Here is a 20,993-nt window from a genome sequence, read left to right as displayed (position 1 = left end):
CGAGGTGCCACGGTCGCCGACACGCTGGGCGGATCGGCCGATGCCACAAACCAGCAGTCGCGTTCGGGCGAGCGCAACACCTAATGCGCAGATCTCGTGAGATCTCCGCGCAACTTCGCTTGGCGCAGATCACTGACATCGGCATTGGCGACGAAGTTGCAAAGACCTTGGGCAATGACAAGTCAGATCAGCGAGCAAATGAATACCTTCAGGCGCAGTCTCCATCCTGCTCAGGTTCGGCGAATGGCAAGCGCCACATTGGCAGAGAACGGCGGCACATCAAGTTTCAGCCATGTCGGAATTCGCTTGCCATTCCCCCGTTTGCCTGCCGGCCGCGGTATCCCAGGCGATGACCCGATAGGTCCCGCGAGCCAACCCGGGCAACTCCAAAGCGGCCGGAACCGGCGCAGCATACCGTTTCGCCCGATCGTGTCGCGGCGAAGCAGCCAGACCTGGATGAGCACATGCGGGGTGCGGTTTGGCCACCGCATGCCGCCACCGGCGCCGCCGCTGCCAGGTGAGCCCATTGCAAATGGCGGAAATATTCCGTCGGCAGTTCCGGCGACGTGCAGATCGTCAATTTCGATTGGCAGAGACGGGATTTTGGCACAACGCTGTTGGAAAAAAGGTCGTGGCCGTGCAAAGTGACGCAAGGTTGACTGAACTCTCAGCAAGACGGCCTGTGTTGCCCATGGCTCTGCCGCTCCGTGACGCGGGCTCGTCCTACTCCTGACATCGCGCAGCCGCTTCCAGCGTTGTCGGTGTCGAGCAAAGTGCATGACTGAGACTGAGGCTCCCACGCAAAGCACAGGCGACCAAGATGACATCAGATTCAGACAAGGCTGAGGCAGTTGAGCAATTGCTCGATACACCGGACCTTGCCACCGCGCTGGAAAGCGAGCAGTTCAAAAAATTTCTTGACCAGGTGCCGATCGCTATCGCCGTGTCGGACTTAGGCGCGAAGGAGCGCGTCGTCTATGCTAATCCAGAATTCGAAAAAGTGTCAGGCCTGAAGGCAGCCGAGCTTACCCGGCAAAACTGGGGAGCACTTTCCGGCATTGGCATCCACCAGCAGAAGGGCCGGCCTCTGCCCGAGGCCTTGGTCGAGGAAACCGATTTCGTCGGCACTTTCCGGCTGGAGCCCGTCGGGGCCAACCCGGCTCTTGTCGACGTTTATTCAAACATCATCGTGGACGATAACGGCACGAACTGCTTCCGACTGGTGGCTCTGGTCGACGTCTCATCCCATGGCGAATCTGAAGAAGCGCGCTTGGTGGAGGAGCGCGTCCGTGAGAAGGACACCCTGTTGCGCGAACTGCAGCACCGGGTGAAGAACAACTTACAGATGATCACCGCATTGATCCGTCTAGAAACCCGTAACGCGACCGAGCCCGACCAGAAAAGATTTGAGAGGCTCGCCGGCCGCGTCGACGCTCTGGCGATCCTCTACCAGACGCTATCGGCAGACGAGCAGAAGGATGAGGTCGATCTCGGCGTTTATCTTAGCCAGATCGCCTCCGCGGTGATGGGGTCGCATGCAGTTGAGGGGATCCGCCTCGACATGAAGGTGGATACCTATCCGGTATCGATCAACGTCGCCATGCCAACGGGACTGGTCGTGAACGAATTGCTCACAAATGCACTCAAGCATGCATTCCAAGGGCGTGAAGGCGGGACGATAAAGCTGCACAGCATCGCCGATGGCGACGGCTGCCTGGTGATAGTTGCGGACGACGGTATCGGCCTGCCGGAAGGGGAGACATGGCCCAAGCCCGGCAAGCTCGGCGCGCTGATCGCGCGCTCGCTGACAGAGAACGCCGAGGCAAAGTTCAACGTCGCCTCGAGCGCCAGCGAAGGGACGAAGGTCACCATCGTCTTCACGCGATCGGCGGCAGCAAGCTGACAATTGCCAGAGGGCGGATGCTGCATGCTCCCGGCCTTTCCACCGCGGCCCCGGGGCGCTGTGCTTGGCACATTCACGTCGCCGTTCTTCAGGTATGCCGTACCCGGCTCGCGGCAAGAACGCCGCGTCGATCCCGCCGTGGGTCTGGCTAAAGCTGAGACTCAACCGGAAGGTGGCGGACCAAGGCCGCCAGAACCCGGCGAAAAATTCCGGCCTCTGGTTCGTGTGTGTATTCTTGGATTTTGCCTTCTTCGCATCCATGCCAGTGCAGCACATTGTTCTTTAGTTCCAGCCGATAGCTGGTTTCTAGTGATATCTCCGCTTGAAAAAAGCGCCGAAGTTCACCGACTAATTCGGCATCCTCAAAGAGCACGCCCATCTCCGAGTTCAAAGACACTGACCGGGGATCAAAATTGAAGGAACCGACGAACCCAGCCCTGTCGTCAACCGTGAACGATTTGGTGTGCAGACTGGCACCCTTGGAGCCAAACACCGAAATTCCCTGACCGCGAGTGAAGGGCTGGAGCTCGAACAGTCTTACGCCATTCCTCAGCAATCGCTTGCGATAGTTTGCATAAGCCCCATGAACCGCGGCGACGTCTGTAGCGGCCAAGGAATTGGTCAAAACGGAAACGTCAACCCCATTGCTGACGAGGTCCATCAGGACCGCGGAGCCCCTTTTGCCAGGGATGAAATAGGGAGATACAATTTCCAGATTGTTGCGCGCCGACTTTATGAGGGGAAGCAACTCCTTGGTAAGCCAGCTGCGACGTCTCCAACCTCTCACCTTCTCTGGAGGATCGGAAATCACCCGAACTCGATCCACCCAATGCACGTCGTTGCTGGCCGCGATGAACTCTGCGATGGACCCTCGGTCACCGATCCCGTTCAAAAGCATTGATTCGGTTTCGAGATCGCTTCCCGAAAACAAATCGGAATGCTCGTTCTCCGCGGCTGGACCCAGGACACTGATTGATTTCGCGTCCTCGCAAGCCCAGAATGCCTCAAATATTTCGGCGGTTTGCTGCACGGCAGGACCGAGGAGCAGCACGTCTAAGTCGCGAAAATTGGTTTCTGCTGCGTCGAAATAGGCATCGCCAACGTTGCGCCCGCCTACGATAGCAACGTTGTCGTCAGCGATCCATGCCTTGTTGTGCATCCTCCGGGTCAACGCAAATAGTCGCAATACAATTTCCACAGCGCGCATGACGCTGCGTTGCCTGACGCCGCTCGGATTAAACAACTTCAACTCGATGTTTGGATGATTGCTCAAGGCCAGATAGGCCGCATCGTTCTTTCGCGGATTGGCGTCATCAAGGAGCATGCGAACTCGCACACCGCGCTCAGCGGCCCGGAAAACTTCCTGCAAGAGCAAGCGGCCAGTGTGGTCATCGTGCCAAAGGTAGTACATGAGATCGAGACTGCGAACGGCACTCCTTGCCGCCAGAACGCGCCCGGCGAAGGCGTCATAATTGTCCGGGACCAGCAGCAAGCCGCTCTTGCCTGCTTTGATGTTGTCGTGTGCAATCCGCGTAATGGATACTTCCATAAAATTTTCTACCCTTTCAGCGATAGAAACCCGGCCTCGCTCAAAATCGTAGCAAGAACCCTTCAAAGGTAATCTGGTTGCAAATGTAGCTGTCGAATCCCCTGGAGACTTAATCGTGCCATGATCGGTAGATGATCGGAGGCGATCCGAGATAGCGATGTATGGTGCACTTCGAGGCTGGAAATCAGACTTGGTGGTTTGGCCAGGATCCAATCGAGCGCAAGCAAAGGGAATCGCGAAGGGAAACTGGACAGCACGGTGTGAATTGGACCAAAATGCGGCAGTAGCGCCAGCAACGAGGATCTGCTGTGCACCCGCCATTCGTTGAGATCGCCAAGCAAAATGGTTGGCCTTAGGACCGAACGCGTCGCCTCAAGCAGTGCGTTGGCTTGCTTGGTGCGCGACCGCCGGAGTGCCGAACCGATCGTCCTATATGCCCGAGGCGGCACGTCGACGGGCCGGATCAACCCGTGCGAACTCCGTCAGCGCTAGTGGGATCGATCTTCGTCAACCGCGATCTGGCCTCAATTACGCGCTGTTGCGCAGCCCGTATCCTGCTGCATAGCGCGATATTGATGCCGACACCGCAGTCATCATCCAGCATCTCGTTCGCACGCTCAAGGGAGCGCTCGGCCCGATTAAGCCGCTGTCGGGCTCGCGCCAGTTCCATATCTAAAAGTTCCATTATTCCGAATCCATTGCGGTCCCTTCGATTGGTAAACCGCTTGTGGTCGCCGTTGGTTCCGGCTGTTCGCGAGCGTGCAGCCCAGACGTAGATGTGGTTGGCAAAGTTCTGGAGCGAGAGTGGTGGCGCCGGTGGCCTGAAGGGCGCGACGAATGAAACGCCGGCCCAGTTCAACCCGCGCGACGTCCTTCAAAGCTGGGGGGATCGATCTTCACCAAGCGGTCTGCGGCCTCGACCGCAGTTCGTATCCTGTTGCGCAACGCGAGGTTCTCGGCCAGCATTTCTTCAGTACGTTGAAGCGCGAGCTCGGTCCGGTGGATGCGCTGCCTGGCATTGGCAACTTCCGATGTCAAAATGTCGGCCACCGTCCCGTGGCCCTGGGGTTCCAAAGTGTCCATGGATTTCTAACACATGGGGGCCGATATCGTTCCCTGGTCAGTGACAAGTGCACTTCGGCCTGCTTCGCCGGCCGCTGCGATTGCCGGGCGATCGGCAACGACGTCCTGCAGAAGAGCCGGACGTTTCACCAGTTAATCCGGTAGATCATCGATCGTCTGCCGACATATCCGCGCCATTGCCTGGACAACCGCCAAGGCTGCCATTGTGCGTTTGGTCCTGCCTCCGTTGCCGGGCCGATGCCGAGATAGGGGTCGCCGATCAGCTGTCCGGGGCCAGGTCTCATCGGGTGCATAGGCCCCCAGAACTTCGCTGCCGTGATCGGCCAATCTCCAAATCCCAAGACTCAAGCGAAGCGCTACTCTGTGACGTGAGGCTTATGCGCTTATACTCTCCCCAACCGGAGCGGTTCATCCAAAACCCGTTTCGGGCGCAGACGCCGAGATCGAACAAATGCCTTTAGTCCGTCGGCATCCAACGCATGCCCGAAGGCATAACCCTGCAATATGTCGCAGCCCAAGCTCTTGAGTGTCTGTGCGTGCTCCATCGTCTCGACACCCTCGGCTACGACCTCGATACCCAGGGATTTGCCGATTTCAATGATCGATGAGACGACCTGCCTTCGTTGCGGCGATTTGACAATAGGAATGACCAATTGGCGATCTATCTTCAACCGGCGAGGCTGCAGCTTGAGCAAGCTGACTATAGAGGCGTAGCCCGTGCCAAAATCGTCTATTTCTATGTCAATGCCGAGCTCTTTTATCTGCTCAAGATTCCAGGTAACAAAATCATCATTTTCGTCAAGGAAAATTGACTCAACGAGCTCGAAGGCAACTGTTCCCTTCTTGATATTTAGTTCCCTAAGACTCTTTATGAGTTCCTCATCCTGAAGGCGGCGTGCCGAAACATTGACTGACACCCGCGGAATATGGAGATTCGCAGCAGACCACCCTTCGAGATCCAAAAGCGATTGCTCTAATATGTTTCGATCGATGATCGAGACGACATTCAATTCTTCCGCAATCCTTAGGAAGACGTCGGGCGCCAAAATGCCCTTCTCCGGATGCCGCCATCGCGCCAGCGCCTCAACCCCAACAATTTCAAGGGTTTTTGCGTCAAATTGCGGCTGGTAGAAGGGAATGAACTCGTTGCGCTCAAGGCCGCCGAGAATTTCGTCGGCAATCCGTTTTGTCTCGACGATCTCGCTTTGCATCGCCTCGGTGAAGAACTCGTATCGATTGCGCCCACGACTCTTTGCCCGGTAAAGCGCGATGTCAGCGTTGACCAGCAGGTGTTTGGCTTCGACATCTTTTCCGTTATCGACTGCAATTCCCACGCTCACGCCAAAACGGCATCGATGGCCCTGATAGTAGACCGGTTCCCGCATCTGGCTGATGACGCGGTCAGCGAGCAGCGCCAGTTGCTCGATATCGTCATGCACCGCGCACAGGACGATGAATTCGTCTCCTCCGATCCGAGCGACGAATCCCTCGCCATCGACCTTGGATCGGAGCACGGTCGAGGCGTGAACAAGCATTGCGTCGCCTGCGGCGTGGCCAAGCGTATCGTTAATGTGCTTGAACCGATCGAGATCTATGTGGAGCAGTGCGGCATACCCGCCGGTCCGCCTGGCGTTTGCCGCGTAGTCTTCCAGCACCTGGTCGAGGTAACGCCGGTTGGGCAAACCGGTCAGCGAATCGTGGAGCGCAATGTGCTCTATGCGCGCCTTGGCCGACTCGAGTTCTGCATTTTTCGACTCGGAAAGCTGTTTTGCGCGTACCAGGTCCTTGTTCAACAGGACATCGGCTGTCACATCCCATTCGGCGCCAATCATTTTTGGGGTGTCGTCTGCGGCCCGGTAAATTATCGCCTTGGATCGGACATGGCGTATCTCGCCATCCGGCCGAATAATCCGGTATTCCGACAAATATGGCCCGCCGTCGACCATCGCGCGGTCGAAATCGGCGTTGGCGCCAGCCAAATCATCCGGGTGGATTGCTCCCGCCCAGTCCAGGTAGCCGCGGCCCTCCCCAGCTGGTTTGCCGTATATTTCATTGACGCGGTCGTCCCACGTCAGTTCGTTGGTCGCGAGATCGTGTTCCCAAACGCCAATAGCCGACGCTTCCAGAGCGAGTTCCAGGCGTCTCGACAATCGACTCAGTTCCGCATAGTTGCGCTGTCTCTCGCCAATCAGGCGACCGGTCACCAGGAATGGGATCACAACCAATGCCCCGGCCACCGCCATGATGGCGCGCAAGAACCACGCGTTGTCGGGCGTCGAAGGCCAGCCGTTTTTGGGAATGGCTGCGATCCGCCACGAACCGGACGGGAGCAGAACGTCGGCTGTCACCGGATTGCTTTTGGCGACGCGCTCATTGCCGAAGAATTGCTCTCCGGTTGGACCGAGAGCGTCCTTACCGATCAGCGCTATGTCAATCCCGAGATCATCGTCAAGCAGGCCGCTCGCCTTATAGAGGCGCTGAACGTCGACGACGGCCGAAATGATGCCCCAGAACCTTTCGGTGTTGCCCGCACTGCGTACAAAGACGGGAATACGGCCGACGAAGCCTTGCCCTCCCTGCCTCAAGTCGACGGGACCGGCAAGAATTAGCTCGCGCTTGTCTCGCGCCCTGAGCGCGGCCAGACGCTGCCGCTCGTCCTTGCGGTAATCGAGGCCTATCGCCTTGTCGTTGCCATTCATCGGGTACATCAGAGAAATGACCAGATCGGGCGCGCCGGCAATATTCTTCAATTGCGAGCCCCTGCCAAACAGGTTGCTCGCCAGCGAGGCGAAGCGTTGCTGTCCCATATAGGGCTCAGTCACGACCGCCGCGACCAGTCCCTGCACCAGTTGAAGGTTTCCGTTGATGTTGCCTTCAAGCTTGGCACGGATAAGATTGACCTTGGCCAGGACATCCGCTCGGGCGGCTTGATCCGAGACGACTTTGTTCTGGTGGTCCGCGAACGCTGTGCCAACGGCAATAACGATCACCGCCATTGCCGCCGGGATATTTGCCGACGAGAAAACGGCCTTCTTGATACCGCCGAACCTAGCGCGGAAAGGAGCCAATAGGCGATTCCTCAGATACTATTCAGGTTCTGGGCCAACCCGACCAAGGTATATTAGCTATCAATGTTTAATTTTGACCTTCACGGGTCCTAAAAAATTTTGCACCCTCCAACCGCCTGAGGTGGCCGGAGTGGCTGACACGGACCTGCGGCTCCGGCTGACGACTTAAAGCGCGTCGCGGCTGAATGGATTCATGCGCGCTTCAAGTTTTGTTTTATGCATGTCGTTACTGCAAAACCGCCGCACACCCTCGGTTCAAGCCCGATGGCATGCTTTTGCGCGACATGCATTAGTGGCCCTCAATCGCCTTGGCGGTAACCAGGTAGGGTATCTTGCCGACGCTACGCTTCGTCGCGCCAATGGAATAGGCCATTGGAATCTTGGGAGAGTTCTCTGGCAAGCCGTACATATCCTTGCCGGCCCTCACGGCAAATGAAAAGTGCTGCCACGAAACCGTGTCATGCTCATTGAGAAAATCCAGCGTCAGCCCAGCTGAAATCAGCGCGTTCACCACGTCGCTGACCGGATGAATCCACTCATAGTAGCGCGGATGTTTCAAGATGCGGTCGTCGCCGGTATAGGTGAGTTCTTCGTTCCATGCGAGTGGTCGAGCTATTGGCGTTCGCCAGTCATGCTTGAACTCCAGCGCCGCAGCCTTGCGGTCACACTGGAACATCAACGGATGGCCCTCGGCGAGATAGAGCCGGCCGCCGGGCCGCAGGAGATCGGCAACCACCCGCGCCCAGCGGAACACGTCGTCAAGCCAGTTTACCGAACCCCAGGTAACGTAAGCGATGTCAAAGGTCCGGCCAAGCGCTTCGACTGCCTCGAACAGTGGCGCCTCCACGAAGCGCACGTCAGTGCCTGCCTTTGCAGCGAAATCCCGCGCCGCTGCGATCGCCGTCGGTGAAAAGTCGAGGCCGGTCACGCTGCCCGCGCCCAGATTCTTCAAGCTGATTGTGTCGAGCCCGATATGGCATTGCAGATGGACGATATCCTTGCCGACAATGTCACCGACCTCGCGCGTTTCCAGCTCATAGAGATTGGATCCGCCAGCCAGTACATTTTCTATGTGGTAGCTGCCCGTTGTGTCGGTCGAATGCAGCTCGGCTCGATCATCCCAATTAAGGCGGTTCGCGCCCAGAAACGGTTCCAAATTGCCCCCTCAAGTCCCTGCCGAGACCAATATATATGGTAAACAGGACGTTAATATACCTTGCAGCTAAAGTGTCGCGCGTCAATCCGTGGCGGTACGATGCACCACCGGGGCTGATCGATTGGTCAGCGAATTCGGCAAGCCTCTCCTTTCATCGCATGATGAGTGGGCCAGGCCGTTGCTCTCGAAGCGATTCACCTGGTCATCGACCGCGATGTCAGGTCAAAGCTGCTGCCTTACTGCGCGGCTTCGGCGAAGGGGGTCGGCACATAGTTGAGTATAGGGCCGAGCCAGCGCTCGACCTCGGCTAGCGGCATGGCCTTGCGGCGCGCATAGTCCTCGACCTGGTCGCGCTCGACCTTGGCCACGCCGAAGTAATAGCTTTCGGGGTGCGACAGGTAGATACCCGACACGGAGGAGCCCGGCCACATCGCAAAGCTCTCGGTCAGGCTGACGCCGGCGTTGCGCTCGCCGTCGAGTAGTCGAAAAAGCGTCGCTTTCTCGGTGTGGTCGGGCTGCGCCGGATAACCGGGCGCCGGGCGAATACCGCGATAGGGTTCGCCGATCAGCTCGTCCGGCGCCAGATCCTCATCCGGCGCATAGGCCCAGAACTCCTTGCGCACCTTCTCGTGCAGGCGTTCGGCGAAGGCTTCGGCGAAACGGTCGGCCAGCGCCTTGACCATGATCGACGAGTAGTCGTCATTGGCACGTTCGAAGCGCTCGGCGATCGCCGCTTCCTCGATGCCGGCGGTGACGATGAAGCCGCCGAGATAGTCGGCCTTGCCGCTGTCCAACGGCGCGACGAAATCCGACAGCGCGACGTTCGCCTTGCCGTCGCGCTTGGTCAGCTGCTGGCGCAGCGTGAAGAAGGTCGCCAGCTCCTGCGACCTAGCATCGTCGGTGAACAGCCTGATGTCGTCGCCGACGGTATTTGCCGGCCAGAAGCCGATGACGCCCTTTGGCGCGAACCATTTTTCCGCAATGATCTTGGCCAGCATCGCCTGGGCGTCGTCGAAGAGCTGGCGTGCCGCCGGCCCTTGCGCCTCGTCGTCTAGGATTTTGGGATAGCGACCCTTCAGCTCCCAGGTCTGGAAGAACGGCGTCCAGTCGATATAGCGCGCGAGCTCGGCCAGATCCCAGGCTTCGAAGGTTTTCAGGCCGAGGAAGGACGGTTTTGGCGGCGCGTAGGCCGACCAGTCGATCCTGTGGGCGTTGGCCCGCGCCTTGGCCAGCGGCAGGCGCTGCTTGTCGGCTTCGCTGCGCGCGTGCGCATCGGCGACCTTCTTGTATTCGGCGCGAACGTTGTCGACATAACCGCCCCTGGTCTCGTTCGACAGAAGTGCCGACACCACGCCGACCGCGCGGCTGGCATCGGCGACATAGACGGTCTGGCCACTGATATAGCGCGGATGGATCTCTACTGCGGTATGCACGCGGCTGGTCGTAGCACCGCCGATCAACAGCGGAATGTCAAAACCCTCGCGCTCCATCTCGGCGGCCATGTGCGCCATCTCGTCGAGCGAGGGCGTGATCAGGCCGGACAGGCCGATGATGTCGACCTTTTGCTCGCGCGCCGTCTGCAGGATCTTTGCCGCCGGCACCATGACGCCGAGGTCGATGATCTCGTAATTGTTGCAGGCCAGAACCACGCCGACGATGTTCTTGCCGATGTCGTGGACATCGCCCTTCACCGTCGCCATCAGTATCTTGCCGGCGGTCTGGCGTTCACCGGTGTCGACGCCTTTGGCGGCATTCGCCAGCTTCTCCGCCTCCATGTGCGGCAGCAGGCCGGCGACGGCCTGTTTCATGACGCGAGCGGATTTCACCACTTGCGGCAGGAACATCTTTCCCGCGCCGAACAGATCGCCGACGACATTCATGCCGTCCATCAGAGGACCTTCGATGACATGCAGCGGACGCTCGGCGGCGCGCCGCGCCTCGTCCGTGTCCTGGTCGATGAATTCGGTGATGCCGTTGACCAGTGCGTGCGAAATGCGCTGCTCGACCGGCCAGTCGCGCCAGGCGAGATCGCGTTCCTGCGCTTCCTTGCCCGCCGTGCCCCTAAAACGTTCGGCGAGTTCCAGCAGGCGTTCGGTTGCGCTGCCGCCGCCCTTCGGCTGACGATTGTTGACGACGTCCTCGCAGACTTCGCGCAGTTCGGGATCGATGGTGTCATAGACGGCAAGCTGTCCGGCGTTGACGATGCCCATGTCCATGCCGGCCTGGATGGCATGGTAGAGGAACACGGCATGCATGGCCTCGCGCACCGGCTCGTTGCCGCGAAACGAGAAGGAGAGGTTCGACACGCCGCCCGATATGTGGACATGCGGAAGCGTCGCGGTGATCTGCCTAGCGGCTTCGATGAAGTCGACGCCGTAATTGTTATGCTCGTCGATGCCGGTGGCGATGGCGAAGATGTTCGGATCGAAAACGATGTCCTCGGGCGGGAATCCGGCCTGCTCGGTCAAAAGTCTGTAGGCGCGGGTGCAGATTTCGACCTTGCGCGCCTGGGTGTCGGCCTGGCCGTCCTCATCGAAGGCCATGACGACCACCGCCGCGCCATACGCGCGGACGAGCTTCGCATGATGCAGAAAAGCCTCCTCGCCCTCCTTCATCGAGATGGAATTGACCAGCGGCTTGCCCTGCACGCATTTCAGGCCGGCTTCGATGATCTCCCATTTGGAACTGTCGATCATTACGGGAACGCGGGCGATGTCCGGCTCGGCGGCGATCAGGTTGAGATAACAGACCATTGCCTGCTTCGAATCGATCAGGCCTTCGTCCATGTTGATGTCGATGATCTGCGCGCCGTTGGCGACCTGGTCGCGGGCGATTTCGAGCGCCGCGGCATAGTCGCCCGCGGTGATCAGCTTCCTGAATTTCGCCGAGCCGGTGACATTGGTGCGCTCGCCGACATTGACGAACGGAATCTCGTCGGTCAGCGTGAACGGCTCGAGCCCCGAAAGGCGCATCTGCGGCTCGATGTCGGGAACAGCGCGCGGCGGATATTTCTTCACGGCCTGTGCGATGGCGCGGATGTGGTCGGGCGTCGAGCCGCAGCAGCCACCGACGATATTGACCAGGCCGTCGCACGCGAAATCCTCGATCTGCGCAGCCATGAACTCCGGGCTTTCGTCATATTGGCCGAATTCGTTGGGCAGGCCGGCATTCGGATAGGCGCAAACAAAGGTGTCGGCGACGCCGGATATTTCGTCCAGATGCGCGCGCATGGCTTTGGCGCCCAGCGCGCAATTGAGGCCTATCGTGAACGGGTTGGCGTGGCGGACCGAATGCCAGAAAGCCGTCGGCGTCTGGCCCGACAGCGTGCGGCCGGACAGGTCGGTGATCGTGCCGGACATCATCACCGGCAGATGCACGCCCTTCTCGATGAAGATCTCGTTGCAGGCAAAGATTGCCGCCTTGGCATTCAGCGTATCAAAAATGGTCTCGATCAGAATGATGTCGGCACCGCCGTCAATGAGACCGCGCAGCTGCTCGCCATAGGCAAGGCGCAAGTCGTCGAATGTCACGGCGCGGTAGCCGGGATTGTTGACGTCGGGCGACATCGAGGCGGTGCGGTTGGTCGGTCCCAGCGCACCGGCGACGAAACGACGCTTGCCGTCCTCCTGCTCGGCCCTTGCCGCTGCCCTGCGCACCAGCCGTGCACCGTCGCGGTTCAGAGCGTAGACCGCGTCCTCCATGCCATAATCCGCCTGGGTGATGGAGGTCGAGGAGAAGGTGTTGGTTTCAAGAATGTCCGCCCCGGCGATGGCGTATTGATAGTGAATCTCCTCGATCGCCTTGGGCTGCGTCAGGATCAGCAGGTCGTTGTTGCCCTGCTGGTGACAGGCGCACTCGGCGAATTTGTCGCCACGGAAATGGTTCTCGTCGAAGCCCAGGCCCTGGATCTGCGTGCCCATGGCGCCATCGAGGATGAGGATGCGTTCGCGCGCCGCCGCCGTCAGCGCAGCAAGCACTTCCGAACCGTCGGGCTTGGCCGCGACGGGGCCGAACAGGTCGTCCAACGACGATGGGTTTTGCGACATATTTCGTCCTCAGGGCGACGGTCGCGCTTAAGCGACATAAAGACATCTTTATGTGAATATACGGGATTTGTCTGCTGCTGTCACCCCTGCCGCCGGGAATGCTACCCGCCGGCACTACAACGCCGGCTGCGCAGTCTTCGCCGATGCCGCCCTGAGCAGCATCCCGAACAGGTCGCTCGGCTCGTCGGGGTCATTTCCGACAGCAGCACCGGGTAATCGTTGTGGACATCCGGGAGAGAGGGCGCGGCCATCGTCGATCAGGCAATCGCCGACGTGAGCGCCGGCAAGGTCTCCGACGCGGATCGGTTCGTTCATGATGTGGTAGGCGACCTCTCGCGTCAGGAGAAGATCTCCGCCAGTTCGTCGACGCTGGTGCCTTCCCTAACCTGCCGCAGCTCGACATAGCTGACTGCGGTGGCGATCGACATCACCATAGACGTTACACTCGTCACCAATGCATCCACCACCGCACCCACTATCCCCCCTCCAAACAGCGCGGTTGCAGTGCCGAGCGCCAACTCGATGGCAATGGCGATAATGATCAGGATAATGAACAGGCCGAACAGCGCCCAGCGGCTTCCCTTGGTCAGATCGTGGCTGCGGGCCATCGAGCCGAATACGCCGAGCCGCTCTTGCACCAGTGCCGGCACCGCGACCGACCAACGGAGCGCCAACATGATGCCAGGCACAATCAGCAGGATAAAACCGAGGCCCACGCCTAAACCAACCAACAGGGCAATGGCGAACGTCGGCAGGAGGAAGGAGACTGCTCTCGCGATGCAGTCACCGAACGAAGGCTGCTTGCCGTTCAGGTCCTCGATGGTGGCGCGCACCAGTGACGCCTGAACGGCGTTACGGCCGATGACGGCAAGCTGTCGTTGAAAACCCTGCCGATGCGAAACTTGTCCGGTCGTTCCAGTGTCGTTGAAGACATGATGTAACCCGTCCAGTCCAGGCGGATCCTGATGCGATGAACGCGGCCTTGCCGCTATGAGAAGATTTCCGCCAGTTCGTCGACGCTGGTGCCTTCCTGGACCTGACGCAGTTCGACATAGCTGACCGCCGTGGCTACCGACAGCACCATAGAAACCACGGTCGACAGCATGGTTGCCGCCACATCGGCGACAATTCCGTCTAGCAGGAGAACGATAGCCGCCATCACCGACTGAATGACCATCGTGATGATCATAAGGATAAGGAAAAGACCAAATAGCGCCCAGCGGCTGCCCTTGGTCAGGACGCGGCTGCGCGACATGCTGCCGAGCACACCTAGGCGCTCCTGTATCAGAACTGGAATAGCCACCGACCAACCAAGCCACAATATGATTCCGGGGACCAGCAGAGCTAATGAAGCAAGGCCCGCCCCCAGCACTACGAGCAGGCCGATCCCCAGGGTTGGGAGCAAATAGCGGATGGCTATCTGGATGCAGTCGCCAAAGGACGGCCGTTTGCCGTTCAAATCCTCGATCGTCGCCCGCACGAGTGCCGACTGGAGCAGCAGCGACAGGATAAAGGATACTAATCCGGCGGCAATGCCGACGGAAGAATTCCAAAACATCATACTAGGATCGGCCACCGCGGTCGGGTCGCCCAGTGCAGTCCCGCTCAAGGTCGATTCGGTCCAGAGTCGGAGAACTGTCGCCGGCAGACCTGAGAACAGCAGCGCGAGTCCAAGGTACAGACCGATATTGCGGCTGATGACAGCAAAGCTGTCGTTGAAAACCCTGCCGATGCGAAACTTGTCCGGCCGTTCCAATGTCGTTGAAACCATGATGCGTCCCCCGCTTAATCACCGCATATCGGCTGGTGATCCCCGCATCAAATGTGCCAACATTGGAGATCGACGTCTAGCCCACTTGCAATTGCCGTTGTGCATTGCCAGTGTCGACTGGGGACCACAGGTTGCAGGGGACAGTTGGCAGTGGCACAGCCAGGCACAGCGGAAGCCGAATGGCTGGCAAGAGCGCATGAGCAGTTGATCTCGGATAAGTCGATCCAGTTCGACCTGCCGGCCTATGTACCGCCTCAGCCGCCTGACTGGCTGAAGCCGCTGCTGGACCTGTTGTCGTCGCTCGGTCCCTATATGATCTATCTGTTCTGGGGCGCGGTGCTATCAGGTGTCGCGATTATCCTGCTCCTGGTCTTCCTCGAGATGAAAGGTATCGCCTGGCGCCTGCCTTGGCAGCGCGCACGGCGCGAAACCGACGCGGAGGAAGCATGGCGTCCCGACGCCGGCGCCGCGCAGATCCTGCTGTCGGAAGCCGACGCGCTGGCCGCGCGAGGCGACTATGACGAAGCGGTTCATCTCCTGCTTCGCCGCAGTGTCGCCGATATTGCCGGCCGGCTGCCGGATTTTTTGCGCCCGTCGCTCACGGCGCGCGACATCGCCGCTGCTGCTTCGGTTCCCGCCAAGGCCCGCGCGGCGTTTGCCGAGATCGCACGCATCGTTGAAGCCGCATTGTTCGCGCGCCGGCCGGTCGGCGCCGAAGGCTGGCGGCAAGCACGCGGCGCCTATGAGCGGTTCGTCTTCCGGGATGCCTGGATATGAGCGCTGCGACGGTCGAACCAGCGGCACAGGAACCGTTCAATCGAAGAACGCTGTTTTGGGGCATTTTCGCCAGCCTGCTTGCGGCAGCGGGTTTCTTCCTGCTGTCCACCTATGCGCCCGACTTCCGGCAACCCGGCAATGGCAGCGCCACGCCGCTGTCGAAAAGCGGCGTCGGCTATGCCGGCCTGGCGGAATGGTTGCGGCTCACCGGCGAGACGCCAGCCATGGCGCGGACCGATCAGGATCTCGGCACCGACATGCTGCTGATCGTCACCATTTCGCCAGAGAGCGATCCCGCCGCGCTCGACCACATCCTCGAACTTCGGCAGGACCTGAATACCCTCTTCGTGCTGCCGAAATGGCAAACCCTGCCGCTGGAAGAGCACGAAGGTTGGAAGATGAAATTCGGGCGATTGCCCGATCCCGTGGTGAACCAATGGCTCGGCCGGATCGCCAATGCAAAGATCGGCGTCGGCCAAAGCACGGTGCAGCAACTCGACATCGAGGGCCAGCTTGTTGCCGCCCCCGATGAATTGCAGTGGGTGGCGGACGAGCATCCAATCATAGTAGCCGGCAACAACAAGGCTGTGCTCACCGAAGTGGACGGCAAGCCCTTTTATGTCCTGACTGACCCCGACCTGATCAACAACGCCGCGATTGGGAATCCCGACAAGGCGGCAGCCGCGCTCGACCTGATTGCATTGCTGCAACCCGAGAAGGGCCAGGTCATGTTCGATCTCACGCTGCATGGCGCGGGGCGAAAATACGACCTTGCCAAGCTCCTGGTCGAACCGCCGTTTCTGGCGCTGACGCTGACGATCCTGGCCGCGGCGGCGCTGGCTTTCCTGCGCGGCCTCGGCCGTTTCGGCCCGCCGCGCGCCGAGCAGCGCGCCATTGCCTTCGGCAAGCGTGCGCTGGTGGATACGACGGCCATGCTGTTGCGGCGCGCCGGGCGGCTCGAGGAACTGGGAGGCCGTTACGCGGCCTTGATGCGGGTGCGCGCCGGCGCACTGCTGGGAGCGCCGCAGGGGCTGCAAGGCGAAGCGCTCGACCGCTGGCTCGATTCTCGCGATAAGGACGAAGTCAGCGGATTCACCGCGCGGGCGCAAGCCGCCGGCGAGGCGAAAAACCTGACACAAATGCACGAGGCAGCCGAGCGGCTGCACGATTGGACGGCAAGGAGGCTCGGTGAACGTCGGTGATGTGAAGGCCCTGGCGACACGGATCAGGGAAGAAGTGGCCAAGGCGATCACCGGACAGCACGACACGGTCGACCTGATGCTGACCGCCCTGTTCGCCGGCGGGCATATCCTGCTGGAAGGCCCTCCGGGCACGGCCAAGACAATGACCGCTCGCTGCTTCGCGCAGGCTCTGGGTGTCGCCTACGGGCGCATCCAGTTCACGCCGGACCTGATGCCTGGCGATATCGTCGGATCGAACATCTACAATTTCCAGACTGGACAGTTCACGCTGACGCGCGGTCCGATCTTCTGCGATCTTTTGCTTGCCGACGAGATCAACCGCACGCCGCCCAAGACACAGGCAGCACTTCTGGAGGCGATGCAGGAGCATGCGGTCACTTTCGACGGCACCACGCATTCGCTGGGCCGCAACTTCATGGTGGTCGCGACCCAGAACCCGATCGAGCATCAGGGTGTCTATCCCCTGCCCGAAGCACAGCTCGACCGCTTCCTGTTCAAGCATCGGGTCAGCTATCCCGGTCCCGAGGAGGAACGGGCCATCATCATCCATCACGGCGGCGGCTCCGCCTCGCACGACATCGCGCAATACGGCATCAAGGCCCAGACGGATCGCAAGACGCTGGAGAAGGCACTCGAAACCGTCGGCTCCGTCACCCTCGTCGACGACGTCGTCGGCTACATCGCGGCGCTGGTGCGCGCCACACGCGACACCGCCGATTTGGAGGTTGGCGCCAGTCCACGCGCGGGCGCCATGCTGGCCAGGGCGGCGCGGGCGCGGGCAGCGCTCGACGGGCGCGCCTATGTGATCCCAGACGACGTCAAGGCGCTGGCGGTGCCGGCGCTGCGCCATCGCGTCATCCTGTCGCCGGCCGCGCAGATCGATGGCCGGCTGGTCGAGCAGATCGTCTCCGACCTGGTCGACCAGACGGAAGCGCCGCGTTGATCTATCCCAGCGGCCGAGCGGTGTGGGCGGCAGCGGCGGGCGCGGTGCCGGCCTTCCTGGTCGCGCTGGCGCTGCCGTCGCTGTGGTATCTCGGATTGCTGTGGATCTGCCTGCTGCTGGCCTTCCTGGCGGTGGACACCGCGGCGGGACGCGGGCGGAAATCGCTGGCCGCCAGCCTCCACGCGCCGCCGCAGGTCGGCGTCGGCGGCCAGTTCACCGTCCACGTCGCCGCCCGTTTTTCAGGCCGGATGCCAACCCTGGAGGCGCGCGTCGGTCATGATGCGCGCCTGGCGCCGATCGGCGGTACCGGCGGTCCCCTGGCTGCCACCGGAGATGGCGGATCTCTCGACCTGCGGTTCCAGGCGCTGCGGCGCGGCATCGCCAGCTTCGATCGTCTGTGGCTGCGCTGGCGCGGGCCGTTCGGATTGGTCTGGAACCAGGTCGTCCTGCCGATGGAAAGCAAGGTGGCAGTGTTGCCCGACGTCCGCAGCGCCCGCGACCAGGCGATCACGCTGCTGCAGCGCAACGCCCTGCCCGACGGGCATGCGCAGCGCCGGGCCGGCCACGGCCGGGAATTCGAGGCGCTCAAGGATTATCAGCCCGGCATGGGCCGGCGGATGATCGACTGGAAGCGCAGCGCCCGCCACGGCAGGCTTCTGGCGCGCGAGTTCCGTATCGAGGAGAACAACAACATCGTGCTGGCCATCGACAGCGGACGCCTGATGTGCGAGCCGGTCGACGGCCTCCCGAAGGTGGACCGGGCGGTGGCTGCCGCCTTGCTGTCGGCGTTCATTGCGCTCAAGGGCGGCGACATGGTCAGCCTGTTCAGCTTCGATGCGCGGCCGCGCGTCGCCAGCGGCGCGGTGCGCGGCTCGGCCAGCTTTGCAATGATCCAGAAGCGGGCGGTTGAGATCGACTATTCCAACGAGGAGACCAATTTCACCCTGGCGCTGACCACGCTTGCGGCACGGCTCGACCGGCGCTCTCTGGTGATCATCTTCACCGACTTCGTCGATCCGATCAGCGCGGAATTGATGCTGCGTACCGTCGGCCGGCTCACCGAGCGGCATCTGGTGTTGTTCATGATGATCAGAGATGTCGAATTGGAGAGCTTGGCCGACATGCCGCCTTCATCAGGCGAGGATGTCGCCCGCGCCGTCGTCGCCGGCGGGCTTTTGCGCGAAAGGCAGGTCGTCATCGGCCGGTTGCGGCTGCTCGGCGCGCATGTGATCGAAGCCGACCATCACAGGCTGGGGCCGGCGCTGGTCGAGCGCTACCTGCAGTTCAAGCGCGAGGATTTGTTGTGACTGCGCCAGTTCCCGGCGATGCTGGACGCGGTGATGCCGTACGCCAGTCGCTGGCCAGCTTCCGTCGGGAGCGCGAGGCCGACTGGAAGGCGTTCGAGGCGCTACTCGCCCGCGTCGAGAAACGCGCGCCGCGAACACTGTCGGAAGAAGAGCTGCTGTCGCTGCCGCTGCTCTACCGGTCGGCATTATCTTCGCTTTCGGTGGCGAGAGCGACATCCCTCGACAGCGCACTGATCGCCTATCTCGAATCCCTGTCGCTGCGGGGTTATTTTTATCTCTACGGGGCACGCCGCGGGCTGCGCCAGCGCATCGCCGATTTTTTCCTGCACGACTGGCCGGGTGCCATCCGCGATTTGTGGCGCGAGACGCTGGTGTCGGTGGCGCTGATGATTGTCGGCATCGGCGCCGGCGCCTGGCTGGTAGCGTCCGACAAGGGCTGGTTCGACGCGATCATCCCGTCAGGCCTGGCTGCCGGCCGCGGTCCCGACGCTTCGGCCGAGATACTGCGCAGCATGCTTTATGATGGCGACAATGGCTTTCTCTCAGGCTTTGCCGCTTATCTTTTCACCCATAACGTCCAGGTCGCAATCCTCGCCTTCGCGCTTGGATTTGCTTTCGCCGTGCCGACGGTGCTGCTGATGCTGTTCAACGGCTGCATGCTGGGTGCGCTGTTCCAGGTCTATTGGGCAAAGGGGCTTGGCATGGAGCTTGGCGGCTGGCTGGCCATTCACGGCACCACCGAATTGTTCGCCATCGCACTGGCCGGCGCTGCCGGCATGCGGATCGGCACGCGCATCGCCTTTCCCGGCGAGTTGACCCGCATGACGGCAGCCGCCCATGCCGGACGCATAGCGGCGACCGCGATGGTTGGCGTTTCGGTCATGCTGCTGTTTGCCGGACTGCTCGAGGGCATCGGCAGGCAGACGATCACCAGCGACGTCACCCGCTATGCCATTGGCACCGGCATGCTCGCACTGTGGATCGGCTACTTCTACCTGTTCCAGGTGGTGCGCAATGGCGACCGCTAGGCGCGCTGCGCTGGCGACGATGCGCTCGCTGATCACGCCTGAAGGTGTCGATCTCCAGATAAAGCTGGCCGACGCCGGCACCCGCGCTGCCGCTTTCCTGCTCGATGTCGTGTTTATCGCCACGGCTGCAATCGCGGTCACGATAGTTGCGCTGTTCGGAGTAACAGGTTTCGGCACCGATAAATTGCAGCCGCTTTTCATCGTCTGGATCATCGTGATCTTTTTTCTGCGAAACGTCTACTTCATCGCCTTCGAGGCGGGCCGGCGTGCGTCCACGCCCGGCAAGCGGATCATCGGCATCAGGGTGGCATCACGCAACGGAGCCGGCCTGTCGGTCGATCAGGTCATCGCCCGCAATCTGATGCGCGAGATCGAAGTCTTTCTGCCGCTGTCGATTATCGCCGGACGGAGTGGAATGGGCGTCGCCGATACGCTAACGACAGTCTTCGGACTGATATGGGCGCTGCTGTTCGCCTTGTTCCCGCTCTTCAATCGCGACCGGTTGCGGATTGGCGACCTCCTGGCGGGAACCTGGGTCGTCGAGGCGCCTAAGCGCACGCTGATGGAGGATCTGTCGGCACGAAAAGATCCGGTCGCCAGGACTTTTCAGTTCAGCCACGCCCAGCTCGATGCCTATGGCATCGCCGAACTGCACAAGCTGGAGGAGGTGCTGCGCCGCGACGACTATTTCGCGCTGCGGGCGGTGGCTGAGACGATCGGACGCAAGATCGGCTCAACGCCGCAGGCGCATGACGCCCGTCCGTTCCTGACCGCGTATTACGCGGATCTCAGGGCGCATCTCGAACGCAAGCTTCTTCTCGGCACCCGCAAGGCCGACAAGCACGCGCGCGGTAGCAACGCTGGACCAACGAGGCTGCCATGAACACATCTCTATCCGAGCTTGAACTTCAAGGGATGGAAGCCCGAGCTGCCGCGGCCCAAGCTGGCCCGTGGAAATCATGGGTCGAGGGCCGGGACTTTCTAGGCGGCTCAAATTTCATCCAGACCGGCCAAGGGGCGGATCGCGGCGAAGACATCGAAATGACCGGCGCGACGGTCGCGGACCAGGATTTCATGGCAGCCGCGCGCCAGGATGTTCCTCGCCTGATCGCCGAAGTGCGCAGACTGCGCGCGCTCCTCAATCGAGCAAATTAGAGCAG

General features: G+C 60.9%; 17 protein-coding genes. 8 read left to right on the top strand and 9 right to left on the bottom strand.

The annotated features are described in order from the left end of the window. Window positions 1-820 precede the first annotated feature (820 nt). Window positions 821-1,903, top strand: a complete 1,083-nt coding sequence (locus tag AC0L3O_RS31690) for a sensor histidine kinase (protein WP_473617598.1) — start codon at window positions 821-823, stop codon at window positions 1,901-1,903. A 148-nt stretch (window positions 1,904-2,051) separates the two neighbouring features. Here the strand turns inward: AC0L3O_RS31690 and AC0L3O_RS31685 are convergent, their stop codons facing one another. The 9 genes from AC0L3O_RS31685 to AC0L3O_RS31645 all read right to left on the bottom strand — a co-directional run bounded on the left by AC0L3O_RS31685 (window position 2,052) and on the right by AC0L3O_RS31645 (window position 14,576). Next, window positions 2,052-3,452, bottom strand: coding sequence for a phospholipase D family protein (locus AC0L3O_RS31685; protein WP_473536974.1), 1,401 nt, complete (start codon window positions 3,450-3,452; stop codon window positions 2,052-2,054). Between the two features lie 62 nt (window positions 3,453-3,514). Then, complete coding sequence (locus AC0L3O_RS31680; protein WP_473536990.1) at window positions 3,515-3,901, bottom strand: endonuclease/exonuclease/phosphatase family protein; 387 nt, start codon at window positions 3,899-3,901, stop codon at window positions 3,515-3,517. Window positions 3,902-4,307: 406 nt separating this feature from the next. After that, window positions 4,308-4,535 carry a hypothetical protein gene (locus tag AC0L3O_RS31675; RefSeq protein WP_023803181.1) on the bottom strand — a complete coding sequence of 76 codons (228 nt, stop codon included), beginning with the start codon at window positions 4,533-4,535 and terminating at the stop codon, window positions 4,308-4,310. Window positions 4,536-4,918: 383 nt separating this feature from the next. Then, window positions 4,919-7,531 (bottom strand): bifunctional diguanylate cyclase/phosphodiesterase, encoded by a 2,613-nt coding sequence (locus AC0L3O_RS31670; protein ID WP_287239645.1) that lies wholly within the window; start codon window positions 7,529-7,531, stop codon window positions 4,919-4,921. Window positions 7,532-7,892: 361 nt separating this feature from the next. Then, on the bottom strand, window positions 7,893-8,759 hold the full coding sequence (locus tag AC0L3O_RS31665; RefSeq protein ID WP_023803186.1) for a class I SAM-dependent methyltransferase: 867 nt from the start codon (window positions 8,757-8,759) through the stop codon (window positions 7,893-7,895). A gap of 236 nt (window positions 8,760-8,995) precedes the next feature. Further along, on the bottom strand, window positions 8,996-12,805 hold the full coding sequence (metH, locus tag AC0L3O_RS31660; protein WP_473617597.1) for a methionine synthase: 3,810 nt from the start codon (window positions 12,803-12,805) through the stop codon (window positions 8,996-8,998). A gap of 114 nt (window positions 12,806-12,919) precedes the next feature. Further along, window positions 12,920-13,120 (bottom strand): hypothetical protein, encoded by a 201-nt coding sequence (locus AC0L3O_RS31655; protein WP_023803189.1) that lies wholly within the window; start codon window positions 13,118-13,120, stop codon window positions 12,920-12,922. A gap of 23 nt (window positions 13,121-13,143) precedes the next feature. Then, on the bottom strand, window positions 13,144-13,638 hold the full coding sequence (locus AC0L3O_RS31650) for a glycerophosphoryl diester phosphodiesterase membrane domain-containing protein (RefSeq protein ID WP_128170268.1): 495 nt from the start codon (window positions 13,636-13,638) through the stop codon (window positions 13,144-13,146). 155 nt (window positions 13,639-13,793) lie between these two features. Then, a complete protein-coding gene (locus AC0L3O_RS31645) occupies window positions 13,794-14,576 on the bottom strand; it encodes a hypothetical protein (protein WP_023803190.1) in 783 nt (260 codons plus the stop codon). Between the two features lie 150 nt (window positions 14,577-14,726). Between AC0L3O_RS31645 and AC0L3O_RS31640 the strand changes: the two genes are divergently transcribed. Genes AC0L3O_RS31640 through AC0L3O_RS31610 form a run of 7 tightly spaced genes read left to right on the top strand, consistent with a single transcriptional unit; the run spans window position 14,727 to window position 20,988 of the window. Then, a complete protein-coding gene (locus AC0L3O_RS31640; RefSeq protein WP_287174317.1) occupies window positions 14,727-15,353 on the top strand; it encodes a DUF4129 domain-containing protein in 627 nt (208 codons plus the stop codon). Further along, window positions 15,350-16,555, top strand: coding sequence for a DUF4350 domain-containing protein (locus AC0L3O_RS31635; RefSeq protein ID WP_287239464.1), 1,206 nt, complete (start codon window positions 15,350-15,352; stop codon window positions 16,553-16,555). Before AC0L3O_RS31640 ends, AC0L3O_RS31635 begins: the two co-directional genes overlap by 4 nt. Then, entirely contained in the window at window positions 16,542-17,498 is a 957-nt protein-coding gene (locus AC0L3O_RS31630; RefSeq protein WP_023803193.1) for an AAA family ATPase, read from the top strand. Before AC0L3O_RS31635 ends, AC0L3O_RS31630 begins: the two co-directional genes overlap by 14 nt. Next, window positions 17,495-18,805 (top strand): DUF58 domain-containing protein, encoded by a 1,311-nt coding sequence (locus tag AC0L3O_RS31625; protein WP_023803194.1) that lies wholly within the window; start codon window positions 17,495-17,497, stop codon window positions 18,803-18,805. Before AC0L3O_RS31630 ends, AC0L3O_RS31625 begins: the two co-directional genes overlap by 4 nt. Then, on the top strand, window positions 18,802-19,833 hold the full coding sequence (locus AC0L3O_RS31620; protein ID WP_128176938.1) for a stage II sporulation protein M: 1,032 nt from the start codon (window positions 18,802-18,804) through the stop codon (window positions 19,831-19,833). Before AC0L3O_RS31625 ends, AC0L3O_RS31620 begins: the two co-directional genes overlap by 4 nt. Next, entirely contained in the window at window positions 19,820-20,716 is an 897-nt protein-coding gene (locus tag AC0L3O_RS31615) for an RDD family protein (RefSeq protein WP_128170262.1), read from the top strand. The genes AC0L3O_RS31620 and AC0L3O_RS31615 overlap by 14 nt, the downstream gene beginning before the upstream one ends. Then, the gene (locus AC0L3O_RS31610; protein WP_287257741.1) at window positions 20,713-20,988 is read left to right on the top strand and encodes a hypothetical protein; all 276 of its coding nucleotides are present in this window, start codon (window positions 20,713-20,715) and stop codon (window positions 20,986-20,988) included. Before AC0L3O_RS31615 ends, AC0L3O_RS31610 begins: the two co-directional genes overlap by 4 nt. The last annotated feature ends 5 nt before the right edge of the window (window positions 20,989-20,993 follow it).

This window comes from Mesorhizobium sp. WSM4810, from assembly GCF_055811235.1.
The sequence above is the reverse complement of the archived record's forward strand: the minus strand, read 5'-3'. Positions and strand labels throughout refer to the sequence as shown.

What these genes read in the sequence shown, in the direction of transcription:
- AC0L3O_RS31690 (WP_473617598.1), top strand. Translation starts at nt 821, where the DNA reads ATGACATCAGATTCAGACAAGGCTGAGGCAGTTGAGCAATTGCTCGAT.
- AC0L3O_RS31685 (WP_473536974.1), bottom strand. Translation starts at nt 3,452, where the DNA reads ATGGAAGTATCCATTACGCGGATTGCACACGACAACATCAAAGCAGGC.
- AC0L3O_RS31675 (WP_023803181.1), bottom strand. Translation starts at nt 4,535, where the DNA reads ATGGACACTTTGGAACCCCAGGGCCACGGGACGGTGGCCGACATTTTG.
- AC0L3O_RS31670 (WP_287239645.1), bottom strand. Translation starts at nt 7,531, where the DNA reads ATGGCGGTGATCGTTATTGCCGTTGGCACAGCGTTCGCGGACCACCAG.
- metH (WP_473617597.1), bottom strand. Translation starts at nt 12,805, where the DNA reads ATGTCGCAAAACCCATCGTCGTTGGACGACCTGTTCGGCCCCGTCGCG.
- AC0L3O_RS31655 (WP_023803189.1), bottom strand. Translation starts at nt 13,120, where the DNA reads ATGAACGAACCGATCCGCGTCGGAGACCTTGCCGGCGCTCACGTCGGC.
- AC0L3O_RS31645 (WP_023803190.1), bottom strand. Translation starts at nt 14,576, where the DNA reads ATGGTTTCAACGACATTGGAACGGCCGGACAAGTTTCGCATCGGCAGG.
- AC0L3O_RS31635 (WP_287239464.1), top strand. Translation starts at nt 15,350, where the DNA reads ATGAGCGCTGCGACGGTCGAACCAGCGGCACAGGAACCGTTCAATCGA.
- AC0L3O_RS31615 (WP_128170262.1), top strand. Translation starts at nt 19,820, where the DNA reads ATGGCGACCGCTAGGCGCGCTGCGCTGGCGACGATGCGCTCGCTGATC.
- AC0L3O_RS31610 (WP_287257741.1), top strand. Translation starts at nt 20,713, where the DNA reads ATGAACACATCTCTATCCGAGCTTGAACTTCAAGGGATGGAAGCCCGA.